We start from the raw sequence: 13,190 nt of genomic DNA on the forward strand, positions 1-13,190 counted from the left end.
CCAGATGCCGGTACGCATCCATCCCCTTCTCGGCGCCTTCGCCGGCCTCGTCTTCCTCTTCCTGCTGGCGCCGCTCGTCATCATCGTCGGCGCGTCCTTGAGCGACACGACCTACCTGACCTTTCCACCGCAGGGCCTCAGCCTGCGCTGGTTCGCCAACATCTTCCAGATCGAGGCCTTCCGCCGCACGGCGCTGACCAGCCTGCAGGTCGCCTTCCTCGGCACCGCGCTTTCGCTTCTGATCGGCATCCCCGCCGCCTACGCGCTGAACCGCTACCGGGTGGAGCTGCCGCGCTGGCTTTCCACGCTCTTCGTGCTGCCGATCCTGGTGCCGGAAATCGTCTTCGGCTTCTCGCTGCTCAAGTCGATCACGATCGGCCTCGGCCTGCCGGTCTTCCCGAGCCTCCTCCTCGGCCATGCGCTGCTTGTGCTGCCCTATTCGGTGCGGGTGGTCGGCGCAAGCCTCGCCGCCTTCGACTTTTCCATCGAGGAGGCGGCCCGCAGCCTCGGCTGTCCGCCGGTGAAGACCTTCATGACGGTGGTGCTGCCGAACATCCGCGCCGGCGTCATCGCCGCCTTCATCCTCGCCTTCATCACCTCGATCAACGACGTTTCCGTCTCGGTCTTCCTGACCGGCCCCGGCATCTCCACCCTGCCGATCCAGATCCTCGCCCATATGGAACAGTTCTTCGATCCGACGATCGCATCCGTCTCCGTGCTCCTGATGATGGTCACCGTCGGCGTCATGGCGATCGTCGAAGCGACGCTCGGCCTCACCTTCCTGACAAAGTAGCCCCCGTGACCGTATCCCTGACCATCGAAAACCTTGTCGCCCACTACGGAACCACCCAGGTTCTGAAAGACCTGTCACTCTCGGTCGCGGCCGGCGAACTCGTTTCGCTCCTCGGCTCAAGCGGCTGCGGCAAGACGACGACGCTGCGCATCGTCGCGGGTTTCCTGCAGCCGACCGCAGGCACGGTGCGGCTAGGCGAGAGGGACCTCACGGCACTGCCCGCCCACGCCCGCGATATCGGCCTCGTCTTCCAGAACTACGCGCTCTTTCCGCACCTTTCGGTGCTCGACAACGTCGCCTTCGGCCTCAAACAGCGCGGCATCGCAAGGGCCGACCGCGAGAAGCGGGCGAAGGCCATGCTGGAGCGCGTCGGCCTTGCACCGCTTGCCGACCGGCTTCCCGCCGCCCTTTCCGGCGGCCAGAAGCAGCGGGTGGCGCTCGCCCGCGCGCTGGTCATCGAGCCGCCGCTGCTGATGTTCGACGAGCCGCTTTCCAACCTCGATGCAAAGCTCAGGATCGACATGCGCGTCGAGATCCGCCAGCTCCAGCGCGCCAATGGCACGACCTCGCTTTATGTCACCCACGACCAGGAAGAGGCGTTCTCGATTTCCGACCGGGTGGCGATCATGAACGCCGGCCGCATCCTGCAGCTCGACACGCCGGAGGTGCTCTATCGCAAGCCCGCGAACGCCTTCGTCGCCCGGTTCGTCGGCTTCGAGAACCTGATTCGCATGAAGGTGACCGGGCGGCAGGGCGCGACCGTGACGGCGGAGGCCGCCGGCGGAACCAGGCTGCATCTTTCACAGGACATGTTCGGGCCGATCGGGGACGACTTCGTGCTCGCCTGCCGCGCCGACGGCCTGTCGGTCCGCCGCGAGGGCGAAGGCATTCCCGCGACGCTCGGCATGCGCACCTATCTCGGCCGCGCCTATCAGTACAAATGCGCGACGGCGGCCGGCGAGATCACCGCCAACGGCGCCCTTTCCGATCCCCTGGATGCGGGAATCGCGGCCGTCCTCACGCCGGTTCCCGAACAGTGCTGCATCCTCGATCCGGAAGACTGATCAGGGACTTGCCGCCGAAGGCCGCGGCGGCGCCAGATCCCCGCTCGCCACCGGCAGGATTTCAGGCATAGCGGCAAATCGGCAACACGGCCGGGCAGGTCCCGTGCGATGCCGCGAAACGCCCGCATTTGAATGGCGAAGCCCGCGATGCGGCTGCGGGCGGCCCCTTCGGGGCGCAACCGGACCGGGCATCCGGCCGTGCGGCTGCAGGCGCTCCCGCCGCGTCGTTGACACAAATCAAAGCGCTTCAACATTCCGTGTGTCAGCAGAACATGGTCAGCAATCCACCAACCAGCACCGCGCATCCGCGTTGCGAGGCCCAAGACCATGAATCATGTCTCCGAAACCATCTTGCTGGCGATAGGCACCTTCCTCGCCCTGCTTGGGGCTGCCTTTGCCCATGACAGTCTGTTCGCCGCCCACATGTGGGTCCTGTTCTTCGTGCTGCTCATCAGCACCATCGTCATGCTCCGCCGGATTTCCTTCGCGCCGGCGGGACAGGCGTCGAACCTCTCGGTGAAATCCGAGTATTTCGACGAAGTCATCAAATACGGCGCCATCGCCACGGTATTCTGGGGCGTCGTCGGCTTCCTGGTCGGCGTCGTCGTGGCGCTGCAGCTTGCCTTTCCGGACCTCAATATCGAGCCGTGGTTCAATTTCGGCCGCATGCGTCCGCTACATACCTCGGCGGTCATCTTCGCCTTCGGGGGCAACGCGCTGATCGCCACCTCCTTCTACGTGGTCCAGCGCACGTCGCGCGCCCGGCTCTTCGGCGGCGACCTCGCGTGGTTCGTCTTCTGGGGCTACCAGCTCTTCATCGTCATGGCCGCGACCGGCTACCTGCTGGGCATCACCCAGGCCCGCGAATACGCCGAGCCGGAATGGTATGTGGACGTCTGGCTGACGATCGTCTGGGTCGCCTACCTGGCCGTCTTCCTGGGCACGATCCTGGTCCGCAAGGAGCCGCATATCTATGTGGCGAACTGGTTCTATCTCGCCTTCATCGTCACCATCGCCATGCTGCATGTGGTGAACAACCTGGCTGTACCGGTCTCCTTCCTCGGGTTCAAGAGCTACTCGGCGTTCTCGGGCGTCCAGGATGCGCTGACCCAGTGGTGGTACGGCCACAACGCCGTCGGCTTCTTCCTGACGGCCGGCTTCCTCGGCATGATGTACTACTTCATTCCGAAGCAGGTGAACCGTCCGGTCTATTCCTACCGCCTGTCGATCATCCACTTCTGGGCCCTGATCTTCATGTACATCTGGGCCGGTCCGCACCACCTGCACTACACCGCCCTGCCCGACTGGGCGCAGACGCTCGGCATGGTCTTCTCCGTCATGCTGTGGATGCCCTCCTGGGGCGGCATGATCAACGGCCTGATGACGCTTTCGGGCGCCTGGGACAAGATCCGCACCGACCCGATCGTCCGAATGATGGTCATGGCCGTCGCCTTCTACGGCATGGCGACCTTCGAAGGGCCGATGATGTCGATCAAGGCCGTCAACTCGCTCAGCCACTACACGGACTGGACGATCGGCCATGTGCATTCCGGCGCACTCGGCTGGAACGGCCTCATCACCTTCGGCGCGATGTACTACCTCGTTCCCAAGCTCTGGAAGCGCGAGCGCCTCTATTCGGTCCGCATGGTCAACTGGCACTTCTGGCTCGCCACGCTCGGCATCGTCGTCTACGCGGCGGTCATGTGGGTCGCCGGCGTGCAGCAGGGCCTGATGTGGCGCGAATACGACGACCAGGGCTTCCTCGTCTATTCCTTCGCGGAAACCGTCGCGGCCATGTTCCCCTACTACGTGCTTCGCGCCGTCGGCGGCGGGCTCTTCCTCGCCGGAGCGCTCATCATGGCCTTCAACATCACCATGACCATCCTCGGCTACCAGCGCAGGGAAGCCCCGATCGGCGGCGCGCTCGCGCCTGCCCTGCAGCCGGCCGAGTAAGGAGCTTCGCACATGTCCATACTCGACAAACACCACATCATCGAACGCAACGCGACGCTTCTTCTCGTCGGTTCGCTGCTCGTCGTCTCGATCGGCGGCATCGTGGAAATCGCCCCGCTCTTCTACCTTCAGAACACGATCGAAAAGGTGGAAGGGATGCGGCCCTACTCGCCGCTCGAACTGGCGGGCCGGAACATCTACATCCGTGAAGGCTGCTACGTCTGTCACAGCCAGATGATCCGCCCCTTCCGCGACGAGGTGGAGCGCTACGGCCATTATTCGCTGGCCGCGGAATCGATGTACGACCATCCGTTCCAGTGGGGTTCGAAGCGCACGGGACCCGATCTCGCCCGCGTCGGCGACCGCTACTCGAACGAGTGGCACGTACAGCACCTGATCGAGCCGCGCGACGTGGTTCCGGAATCGGTCATGCCGAGCTACTCCTTCCTCAAGGAGACCCCGCTCAAGATTGCCGACGTCTCCATGGAGCTCAAGGCCAACCGCGCCGTCGGCGTCCCCTATTCGGACGAGATGCTGGAGAACGCCAAGGCCGACCTGGCGGCCCAGGCCAACCCGAACGCCGACACGTCCGGACTGCTTGCCCGCTACCCCAAAGCCAAGGTCGGGGATTTCGACGGCGACCCGAAAAACCTGACGGAGATGGACGCGCTGATCGCCTATCTGCAGATGCTCGGCACGCTGGTCGACTTCTCGACCTATGACGATGCCGCCGGTTATCGCTGAGGAGAAGGCAGATGGAAATCTACACGGCCATGCGCCACTTCGCCGACAGCTGGGGTCTGCTCGCCATGACCCTCTTCTTTCTCGGCGTTCTCGTCTTCACCCTGCGCCCCGGCGCGAAAGCCTCAGCCAACGAGGCCGCCCAGATCCCTCTGAAGGAGGATTGAGACATGGCGGACAAACATATCGATGATCTCAGCGGCGTCGAGACCACCGGCCACGAGTGGGACGGCATCCGCGAACTCAACAACCCCATGCCGCGCTGGTGGGTCTATACCTTCTACGCGACGATCCTGTGGGCGATCGGCTATTGCGTCCTCTATCCGGCATGGCCGATGATCAACGAGGCGACGAAGGGCGTGCTCGGATTCTCGAGCCGCGCGGAACTCGCCGCCGACATGAACGCCGCCAGGGCGGCGCAGGGCGCGGTGCTGGAGAAGATATCGAGCGCGTCGCTGGAGGAAATCATCGCCGATCCGCAGCTCGCGCAGTTTGCGACGGCGGGCGGCGCCGCGGCCTTCCGCGTCAACTGCACGCCGTGCCACGGCACCGGCGCGACCGGCGGCCAGGGCTACCCGAACCTCAACGACGACGACTGGCTGTGGGGCGGCGATGTCAACGCCATCCACCAGACCATTGCCCACGGTATCCGCGACAGCGTCGATCCGGAGACCCGGGTTTCGGAAATGCCGGCCTTCGCCGACATGCTGAAGCCGGAGGAAGTCCGGCAGGTGGCTGCCTACGTCATCAGCCTGACCGGCACCCCGCACGATCCTTCGCTCGTGGACGCCGGCAAGCAGGTGTTCGCCGACAACTGCGCCTCCTGCCACGGCGAGGATGCGAAGGGCAATCGCGAGATGGGCGCTCCCGATCTTGCCGACGCCATCTGGCTGAAGGTGAGCACCGAGGCGGATATCGCCAACCAGGTGCGCTCGCCGAAGCATGGCGTGATGCCGGCCTGGGCCGGCCGTCTCGGCGACACGACCGTCAAGCAGCTCACCGTCTACATCCATTCTCTGGGTGGCGGGGAGTAACAGCCCTCTTATGAAAAAGGAGGAAAGGCCGCGCATGTGTGCGGCCTTTCACCTGTTCTGCCGGTGGCCTCTGCGTGCCTGCCCCGTTTCATTGGCAGCGGAGGTCGCTTTGTCGCAGCCGGTTCCGGCCATCGGGGAGTCCATTGTTGACTTAAGTCAAGGATCGGGACGGGGCTTGGTGCGACAAGGTATGGGACAAAGGATCGCTCCCATGAATCTCTACAGTGCCCCCGGTCTGGACCCGAACGACGACGCATCCGTGGAACGTATAGACGTTCAGCCGGTGCATGCGCCCGGCAAGCCGCGCCAGCCCCTCTACGAAAAGCGCAGGAAGATCTTCCCGAAACGGGCCGAAGGGCAGTTCCGGCGTTTCAAGTGGCTGGTGATGCTCATCACCCTCGGCATCTATTACCTGACGCCCTGGATTCGCTGGGACCGCGGCCCCTTTGCGCCCGACCAGGCGGTGCTTGTCGATCTGGCGAGCCGCCGCTTCTATTTCTTCTTCATCGAGATCTGGCCGCAGGAATTCTTCTTCGTCGCCGGGCTTCTGGTCATGGCGGGATTCGGCCTGTTCCTCGTCACATCCGCGGTCGGCCGCGCCTGGTGCGGTTATACCTGTCCGCAGACCGTCTGGGTCGATCTCTTCCTGGCCGTCGAGCGGTTCTTCGAGGGTGACCGGAACGCCCGCATGAAGCTCGACGCGGCGCCGTGGAGCTTCGACAAGCTCTGGAAGCGCGTCGCCAAGCACGCCACCTGGATCGTGATCGCGATCGCCACTGGCGGCGCCTGGATCTTCTACTTCGCCGATGCGCCCTCCCTCGCCTTCGATTTCGTCACGGGCCAGGCGGCCGGCGTCGCGTATTCGACCGTCGCGATCCTGACCGGCACCACCTATGTGCTCGGCGGGCTGATGCGCGAGCAGGTCTGCATCTACATGTGCCCCTGGCCGCGCATCCAGGCGGCCATGCTCGACGAGAATTCGCTGGTCGTCACCTATAACGACTGGCGCGGGGAGCCGCGCAGCCGGCACGCCAAGAAGGCCGCGGCCGCCGGCCAGCCGGTCGGCGACTGCGTCGACTGCAACGCCTGCGTGGCCGTCTGTCCCATGGGCATCGACATCCGCGACGGGCAGCAGCTCGCCTGCATCACCTGTGCGCTCTGTATCGATGCCTGCGACGGGGTGATGGACAAGATCGGCAAGCCGCGGGGCCTCATCGCCTATGCGACGCTCAGCGAATACGAAGCGAACATGGCGCTTGCCACCAATGGCGGCACGACGGTCATCGAGCCGGCGCGGGTGCGCAATCCGGACGGGTCCTTCGCCGACAAGGTCCGCCATTTCAACTGGCGGATCATCTTCCGCCCCCGCACGCTGCTCTATTTCAGCGTCTGGGCGGCCGTCGGCATCGGCCTCGTCTATGCGCTTCTTTCGCGCGACCGGCTGGAGATCAACGTCCTGCATGACCGCAATCCGCAATTCGTGCTGGAATCGGACGGATCGATCCGCAACGGCTATACGATCAGGCTGCTCAACATGATCCCCGAACCGCGCACCATCCTGATCTCGATGGACGGCCTTCCGGAAGCGACGATGAAGATCACCGGCATCACCGACGTGCCCGGCCGCCTCTTCGCCGTGCAGGTGGAGCCGGACAAGACGCTGGCGCTCAAGATCTTCGTCACCCTTCCCAAGGGAGCGATATCCACGGAAGCCGAGGATTTCCATTTCATCGCCGAGGACCGGTCCAGCCACGAAAAGGACGTCCGCGGAGCGGTCTTCAACACGCCGGGAGCCAGAAAATGAGCACGACCCAACAGAAGTCCTTCGTCTTCACCGGATGGCATATGGTGGGCGTCATGGTGATGTTTTTCGGGACGATCATCTCGGTGAATTTCTACATGGCCTACAACGCCGTGACGAGCTGGAGCGGGCTGGTGGCGGAAAACACCTATGTCGCCAGCCAGCAGTTCAACGGAAAGGCCGAGGAGGCGCGGGCGCTCGCGGCAACCGGGGTCACCGGCAAGCTGGCCATCAACGGCTCGGATGTGCGCTACGAGGTCTTCCACCCCAAGGACGGGCCGGTCGCGGCCGACAGCCTGGTGCTCCGTTTCAAGCGGCCCGTCGGGGAGCATCAGGATTTCGAACTCGACCTCGCGCCCGGGGCCAAGGGCGTCTTCACCGCCACGCACCAGGTGCTGCCCGGCCACTGGATCGTCGAAGCCAGCGCCTTTCGGGACGGCAAGCGCATCCTGCACCAGGCCGAACGCGTCGCAGTCCTGAGGGGGCAACAATGAGCTGCTGCGCACCGGGCGTCGAAGGCTCCCTGGAGCATGCCCTGCCCTCCCCGGAAGAACTCCTGCTGTCCAGCCGGGTCGTCGGCCCCGGCTTGCGCCAGACCGATCTCAGCGTGCCGCAGGTCCATTGCGGCACCTGCATCACGACCATCGAAAAGGCGCTGAGGGCGCTTCCAGTGGTGGAGCGCGCGCGTGTCAACCTGTCGACGAAGCGCGTGTCCGTCGTCTGGAAGGAGAAGATCGGAAGCGAGCCGACGGACCCCGGCACCCTCGTGAAGGCGATCGTCGATGCGACGGGCTACGACGCGCATCTCTTTTCGGCCGACGGGGATACGGGAGAAAAGCTGCAGCGCGACCTGATCCGGGCCGTCGCGCTCACGGGTTTCGCCGCCGCCAACATCATGCTGCTTTCCGTTTCCGTCTGGTCGGGAGCGGACGCCGCGACGCGCGATCTCTTCCACTGGATCTCGGCCATGATCGCCGCGCCGGCGCTCATCTATGGCGGACGTTTCTTCTACCAGTCGGCGTGGAAAGCGCTCCGCCGTGGCCGCACGAACATGGACGTGCCGATCGCGCTCGCCATCACGCTTTCCTATGCGGTTTCCCTCTGGGAGACCATGCACCACGGAGAACATGCCTGGTTCGATGCGACCGCATCGCTGCTGTTCTTCCTGCTGATCGGCCGCACCCTCGACCACATCATGCGCGACCGGGCGCGGGCCGCGATCACCGGGCTTGCAAGGCTTTCTCCGCGCGGCGCGATGGTCGTCGGCGCGGACGGCTCGCGGGAATACCGCGCCGTCGAGGACATCGCCCCGGGGGACAGGGTCTCGATCGCCATGGGTGAACGCGTGCCGGTGGACGGGATCGTGGAAAGCGGCGCGAGCGACCTCGATGTCTCGATCGTCAACGGCGAGAGCGCGCCACGGCCGGTCAGGCCGGGCGATGCGATCCAGGCCGGAACGCTCAGCCTCACGGGCCCGCTGGTCCTGAAGGCGACGGCGGCGGCCAGGAATTCGTTCCTTTCGGAAATCATCGGGCTGATGGAAGCCGCCGAAGGCGGACGCGCGCGTTACCGCCGCATCGCCGACCGCGCCGCGCAATATTATTCGCCCGCCGTCCATCTCCTGGCGCTCACCGCCTTCCTGTCCTGGGGGTTCATCGGCGGCGACTGGAAACAGGCGATGCTGATCGCCATCGCGGTTCTCATCATCACCTGCCCCTGCGCGCTGGGGCTTGCGGTGCCCGTGGTGCAGGTCGTCGCGGCCGGGCGGCTGTTCAGGAACGGCATCATGGTCAAGGACGGTTCCGCCATGGAGCGGCTGGCCGAGATCGACACCGTGCTCTTCGACAAGACGGGCACCCTGACCCTCGGCCGGCCGAAGCTGGTCGACACCGGCAAGGCGACGCCATGCCATCTTGCGGTCGCCGCAGGCCTCGCCGGACATTCGCGCCATCCGCTCTCGAAGGCCCTTTACGGCCTTGCCACAGGCCCGGTTCCCGTCTTCGACGAGGTCGTCGAACTGCCGGGCAAGGGCCTTGAGGGGCACACCAACAAGGGAACCTACCGCCTCGGCAATCGCCGCTTCGCCTGCGGGGATGCGAATGCCCGGTCGCCGGCCGACGCCGATCTCGAAGTCGTGCTGTCGCGCGACGGAAAGGAACTCGCCTGCTTCCGCTTCGAGGACGCCCTGCGTCCGGACGCGCGCGAGGCGATCGACGATCTTCTCGTGGAGGGCCTGTCGAGCGGCATCCTTTCGGGCGACCGCGCCGGCGCCGTGCGCAGCCTCGCCAACCGCCTCGGCATCGACCAGTGGAAGTCCGAGCTGTCTCCGAAGGAGAAGGCCGAATTCTGCCGTTCGCTGGCGGGAGAGGGACACAGGGTCCTGATGGTCGGCGACGGCATCAACGACGCCCCGGCGCTCGCCGCGGCGCATGTGTCGATCGCGCCTGCGACGGCGGCCGACATCGGCCGCCAGGCCGCCGACTTCGTCTTCATGCACGAAAGCCTTGAAGCGGTGCCGCTGGCGATCGACGTCTCGCGGCGCGCCGGGCGGCTGATCCGCCAGAACTTCGCGCTCGCCATCGGCTACAACGTCATCGCCGTGCCGATCGCGCTTGCCGGTTACGCGACGCCGCTGATCGCCGCCGTCGCCATGTCGACCTCGTCCATCATCGTGGTCGCCAATGCGCTGCGGCTCAACCGGTCCGGACAGGCGAGCCATGCGGCCTTTTCCGAAGCCGGGATCGGTTCCGCACATTCCGGGGAGGCCCGACTCGCATGAACATGCTGATCTACCTCATTCCCATCGCGCTTTTCCTCGGAGGGCTGGGCCTCTTCGCCTTCCTCTGGTCGCTGAAAAGCGGGCAATACGACGATCTCGACGGAGCGGCCTGGAGAATACTGGAGGAAGATCCGCCCGAGTGATGCCGCCGGCCCGTCGCGACCGGACGGCCGTCCGGGCATGACCCGGAATGGCGGTCATTCCCCTCGTTTTCAGGGGAAGTCGGTCGTTTTTCGGGGAAGTCAGTCCAGAATCTCGCGGAGCCGCGTGGCGAGTTCTCTGGCGGTATAGGGTTTTCTCAGCCAGCTTCCGGAATGGGCAAGCTCGCGCCCGGCGATCGCCGGCTCCGCATAACCCGACGTGAACAGAACCTTGATGTCCGGCCGCAGGCTGCGGACTTCGCTCGCCAGTTCGTCGCCGGTCATCCCGCCCGGCATGGCGATGTCGGTGAAGAGAAGCGCGATGTCGTCGTTCTGGGTGAGCCGGTCGAGCGCTTCGATCCCGTTCGACGCTTCGAGAACGCGGTATCCGAAGTCCATCAGGCGCGAAACGGTAACCCGGCGCACGCGCGGATCGTCTTCGACGACGAGGACCTTCTCGATACCTCCGGGGATTTCGGTCGCCCTGCGGAAACCCATGGTCCCCAGCCCCAGATCGATATCCACCTTGCTGACGGCCGGCAGGAAAATCCTGACGCTGGTCCCCTGCCCGGGCTCGCTGTAGAGCTGGACATTGCCGCCCGACTGCTTGGCGAAGCCGTAGACCATGGAAAGGCCAAGCCCCGTGCCCGCTCCCAGCCCCTTGGTGGTGAAAAACGGCTCGAACGCCTTTTCCCTCACATCCGGGCTCATCCCCGTGCCGGTATCCGTCACGGAGATCAGCACATAGTCTCCGGTACGCACAGGCGGATACATCTGGGCATAATCGACATCGAGCTTCACCCGGGAAACCTCGATCGTCAGCTTGCCGCCGCGCGGCATCGCGTCCCGGGCGTTGATCACCAGATTGAGAAGCGCGTTCTGAAGCTGCGGGGCGTCCACCAGCGCCTCGTTGGAAGCGCCGTTCACGACGGTCCGCAATTCGATGGTCTCCCCGACGCTTCGCCGCAGGAGATTCGAGAACCCCGAAATCAGAGTGCCGATATCGGCGAGCCTGGGATTGAGCGGCTGGCGGCGTCCGAAGGCCAGCAGCTGGCCGGTCAGCTTGGCGCCGTCTTCGGCGGCATCCTGCGCCTCGCGCAGCAGCACGAGCAGTCTCTCGTCCGAGAGCTTGCTCTCGATCATTTCGAGATTGCCGCCGATGACGGTCAGCAGATTGTTGAAATCATGCGCCAGACCGCCGGTGAGCTGGCCGATCGCTTCCATCTTCTGCGATTGCCGGAGCTCCTCCTCCATCCTGTGACGGCTGGTCAGGTCCCGGATGAAACCGGTGAAGATGCGCTTGCCGCTGGTGACAGTCTCGCCGACCGCAAGCTCCATCGGGAATATCGATCCATCCTTGCGCTGTCCCATGACGACGCGGCCGTAACCGATGATGCGGCGCTCTCCCGTTCTCTTGTAGCGGGAAAGATAATTGTCATGCGCCTCCTTCGCCGGCGCGGGCATCAGCGCGTTGACGGTATTGCCGACCATCTCGCTGCTGGAAAAGCCGAAAAGCCGCTCGGCGGCGGCGCTGAAGGATGTGATGATGCCCGCCTCGTCGATGACGACCATCGCCTCGGGCACGGTGTCGAGGATCGAGCGCAGATGCGCTTCCCGCGCGGCGAGATCGTCCTGCACCCTCTTCATTTCGGTGATGTCGTTGTTTGTCTGGATGATCACCGCTTTCTCGCCCCGGGACGGGTTTACGGCGACCCATCGCGTGGCCACGAACACCGGATGGCCATCCTTGTGGCGGTGGACGACCTCCCCTTCCCATCCGTGATCTTCCCGGACGCGACGGCGGATCTCGTCGAGCGGCAGCGGAAACCGCGCCGCGAGGAGGTCGTACACGATCCTGCCGACGGCTTCCGCCTTCTTCCAGCCATAGAGATGCTCGCAGCCGTTCGTCCACTGGCTGATGACCCCGTCTTCCCCATGGACGATCAGATTGGCATCGTCGAGCACATTCGTGACGGCGTCGAGGAGGTTGGTGGTCGTCGCGACGATGGCCGTATTCCCGCTCATGGTGGACCTGCCAGGATATATGTCAGTGGCGCCGGCGATCTCCCTGCGCCATCAGGTCGTGAAGCGCTTCGGGACATTCGCCGCCGTCTCCCGCGAGCTGGGCCAGCATGCCCGGCTTCTCGATCTTGATGAAATGGCGTGCGGCGGGGTTCGTGACATTCACGACGCCCTTGCCGATCAGCTTGGTGATCGTGCGCGATACCGTCTCGATGGTGAGGCCGAGATAATCCGCCATGTCCTGGCGGGTCATCGGCAGTTCGATCGTGGTCTCGCGGTTGCCGCCGGCGATCATGCGCCGCAGATGCCTGAGCAGGAAGGTGCAAAGCCGCTCTTCGGCCGTCTTGCTCGACAGCAGCACCAGCTGATCCTGCACGGCGGCCATCTCGTCGCAGACCCGGGAGAAGACTTCGGGGCGCAATTCGTCGGAATCGGCGACCGCATCGTCGAAGGCCCGGCGCGCCAGCCGGCGTACCTTGGTCGGGGTGATCGCCTCCGCACTGTAGAGATAGCGCTCCTTCAGCGAAACGCCGACGATGTCGCCGGCATACAGGAAACCGGTGATCACCCGCCTGCCGTCCGAGATGATCCGGAAAATCCGCAGCGTGCCTTCCACGACCTCGAAAACGTGCCGGGTCTCGTCACCCTCGAAGAACAGGGACTGGCCTATCGCCAGATGCTCGGCCGGCTGCCTGGAAAAGAGCCCATGCAGGCTGTCAGCTTCCTTGAAGGGAGTGGCTTTCGCGACCTGGTGGGAATTCGCATAGCTGCTGAGAAACACTGGCTTGGCCTCCGTTCTTTCTGCGGAGGAATTGACCTTCTTCAAGTAACATGCGGATGCCGCGCATGTGAAAAACGGTTCG

The 13,190-nt window shown here is 64.7% G+C and carries 12 protein-coding genes; 10 read left to right on the top strand and 2 right to left on the bottom strand.

Going from position 1 to position 13,190, the window contains the following annotated elements:
• Positions 1–4 precede the first annotated feature (4 nt).
• The 10 genes from ACFFP0_RS09900 to ccoS all read left to right on the top strand — a co-directional run bounded on the left by ACFFP0_RS09900 (position 5) and on the right by ccoS (position 10,308).
• Entirely contained in the window at positions 5–793 is a 789-nt protein-coding gene (locus ACFFP0_RS09900) for an ABC transporter permease (RefSeq protein WP_377259777.1), read from the top strand.
• A gap of 5 nt (positions 794–798) precedes the next feature.
• A complete protein-coding gene (locus ACFFP0_RS09905) occupies positions 799–1,857 on the top strand; it encodes an ABC transporter ATP-binding protein (protein WP_377259780.1) in 1,059 nt (352 codons plus the stop codon).
• A 327-nt stretch (positions 1,858–2,184) separates the two neighbouring features.
• Complete coding sequence (ccoN, locus tag ACFFP0_RS09910; RefSeq protein ID WP_377259783.1) at positions 2,185–3,810, top strand: cytochrome-c oxidase, cbb3-type subunit I; 1,626 nt, start codon at positions 2,185–2,187, stop codon at positions 3,808–3,810.
• 12 nt (positions 3,811–3,822) lie between these two features.
• Complete coding sequence (gene ccoO, locus ACFFP0_RS09915) at positions 3,823–4,554, top strand: cytochrome-c oxidase, cbb3-type subunit II (RefSeq protein ID WP_377259786.1); 732 nt, start codon at positions 3,823–3,825, stop codon at positions 4,552–4,554.
• Between the two features lie 11 nt (positions 4,555–4,565).
• On the top strand, positions 4,566–4,718 hold the full coding sequence (locus ACFFP0_RS09920; protein WP_377259789.1) for a cbb3-type cytochrome c oxidase subunit 3: 153 nt from the start codon (positions 4,566–4,568) through the stop codon (positions 4,716–4,718).
• 3 nt (positions 4,719–4,721) lie between these two features.
• Complete coding sequence (ccoP, locus tag ACFFP0_RS09925; RefSeq protein WP_377259792.1) at positions 4,722–5,585, top strand: cytochrome-c oxidase, cbb3-type subunit III; 864 nt, start codon at positions 4,722–4,724, stop codon at positions 5,583–5,585.
• Between the two features lie 211 nt (positions 5,586–5,796).
• Positions 5,797–7,389 carry a cytochrome c oxidase accessory protein CcoG gene (ccoG, locus tag ACFFP0_RS09930; RefSeq protein ID WP_377259795.1) on the top strand — a complete coding sequence of 531 codons (1,593 nt, stop codon included), beginning with the start codon at positions 5,797–5,799 and terminating at the stop codon, positions 7,387–7,389.
• Positions 7,386–7,880 (top strand): FixH family protein, encoded by a 495-nt coding sequence (locus ACFFP0_RS09935; protein ID WP_377259798.1) that lies wholly within the window; start codon positions 7,386–7,388, stop codon positions 7,878–7,880. Before ccoG ends, ACFFP0_RS09935 begins: the two co-directional genes overlap by 4 nt.
• Positions 7,877–10,165 carry a cation-translocating P-type ATPase gene (locus ACFFP0_RS09940; protein ID WP_377259801.1) on the top strand — a complete coding sequence of 763 codons (2,289 nt, stop codon included), beginning with the start codon at positions 7,877–7,879 and terminating at the stop codon, positions 10,163–10,165. The genes ACFFP0_RS09935 and ACFFP0_RS09940 overlap by 4 nt, the downstream gene beginning before the upstream one ends.
• Complete coding sequence (gene ccoS, locus ACFFP0_RS09945; RefSeq protein WP_377259804.1) at positions 10,162–10,308, top strand: cbb3-type cytochrome oxidase assembly protein CcoS; 147 nt, start codon at positions 10,162–10,164, stop codon at positions 10,306–10,308. The genes ACFFP0_RS09940 and ccoS overlap by 4 nt, the downstream gene beginning before the upstream one ends.
• 99 nt (positions 10,309–10,407) lie before the next feature.
• Here the strand turns inward: ccoS and ACFFP0_RS09950 are convergent, their stop codons facing one another.
• Both ACFFP0_RS09950 and ACFFP0_RS09955 read right to left on the bottom strand, forming a co-directional pair.
• Positions 10,408–12,330 carry a hybrid sensor histidine kinase/response regulator gene (locus ACFFP0_RS09950; RefSeq protein ID WP_377259807.1) on the bottom strand — a complete coding sequence of 641 codons (1,923 nt, stop codon included), beginning with the start codon at positions 12,328–12,330 and terminating at the stop codon, positions 10,408–10,410.
• A gap of 22 nt (positions 12,331–12,352) precedes the next feature.
• The gene (locus ACFFP0_RS09955; RefSeq protein WP_377259810.1) at positions 12,353–13,108 is read right to left on the bottom strand and encodes a helix-turn-helix domain-containing protein; all 756 of its coding nucleotides are present in this window, start codon (positions 13,106–13,108) and stop codon (positions 12,353–12,355) included.
• Positions 13,109–13,190 lie beyond the last annotated feature (82 nt).

It is taken from the genome of Neorhizobium puerariae, assembly GCF_042429745.1.
GTDB lineage: Bacteria > Pseudomonadota > Alphaproteobacteria > Rhizobiales > Rhizobiaceae > Neorhizobium > Neorhizobium puerariae.

What these genes read in the sequence shown, in the direction of transcription:
- ACFFP0_RS09900 (WP_377259777.1), top strand. Translation starts at nt 5, where the DNA reads ATGCCGGTACGCATCCATCCCCTTCTCGGCGCCTTCGCCGGCCTCGTC.
- ccoN (WP_377259783.1), top strand. Translation starts at nt 2,185, where the DNA reads ATGAATCATGTCTCCGAAACCATCTTGCTGGCGATAGGCACCTTCCTC.
- ccoO (WP_377259786.1), top strand. Translation starts at nt 3,823, where the DNA reads ATGTCCATACTCGACAAACACCACATCATCGAACGCAACGCGACGCTT.
- ACFFP0_RS09920 (WP_377259789.1), top strand. Translation starts at nt 4,566, where the DNA reads ATGGAAATCTACACGGCCATGCGCCACTTCGCCGACAGCTGGGGTCTG.
- ccoP (WP_377259792.1), top strand. Translation starts at nt 4,722, where the DNA reads ATGGCGGACAAACATATCGATGATCTCAGCGGCGTCGAGACCACCGGC.
- ccoG (WP_377259795.1), top strand. Translation starts at nt 5,797, where the DNA reads ATGAATCTCTACAGTGCCCCCGGTCTGGACCCGAACGACGACGCATCC.
- ACFFP0_RS09935 (WP_377259798.1), top strand. Translation starts at nt 7,386, where the DNA reads ATGAGCACGACCCAACAGAAGTCCTTCGTCTTCACCGGATGGCATATG.
- ACFFP0_RS09940 (WP_377259801.1), top strand. Translation starts at nt 7,877, where the DNA reads ATGAGCTGCTGCGCACCGGGCGTCGAAGGCTCCCTGGAGCATGCCCTG.
- ccoS (WP_377259804.1), top strand. Translation starts at nt 10,162, where the DNA reads ATGAACATGCTGATCTACCTCATTCCCATCGCGCTTTTCCTCGGAGGG.
- ACFFP0_RS09950 (WP_377259807.1), bottom strand. Translation starts at nt 12,330, where the DNA reads ATGAGCGGGAATACGGCCATCGTCGCGACGACCACCAACCTCCTCGAC.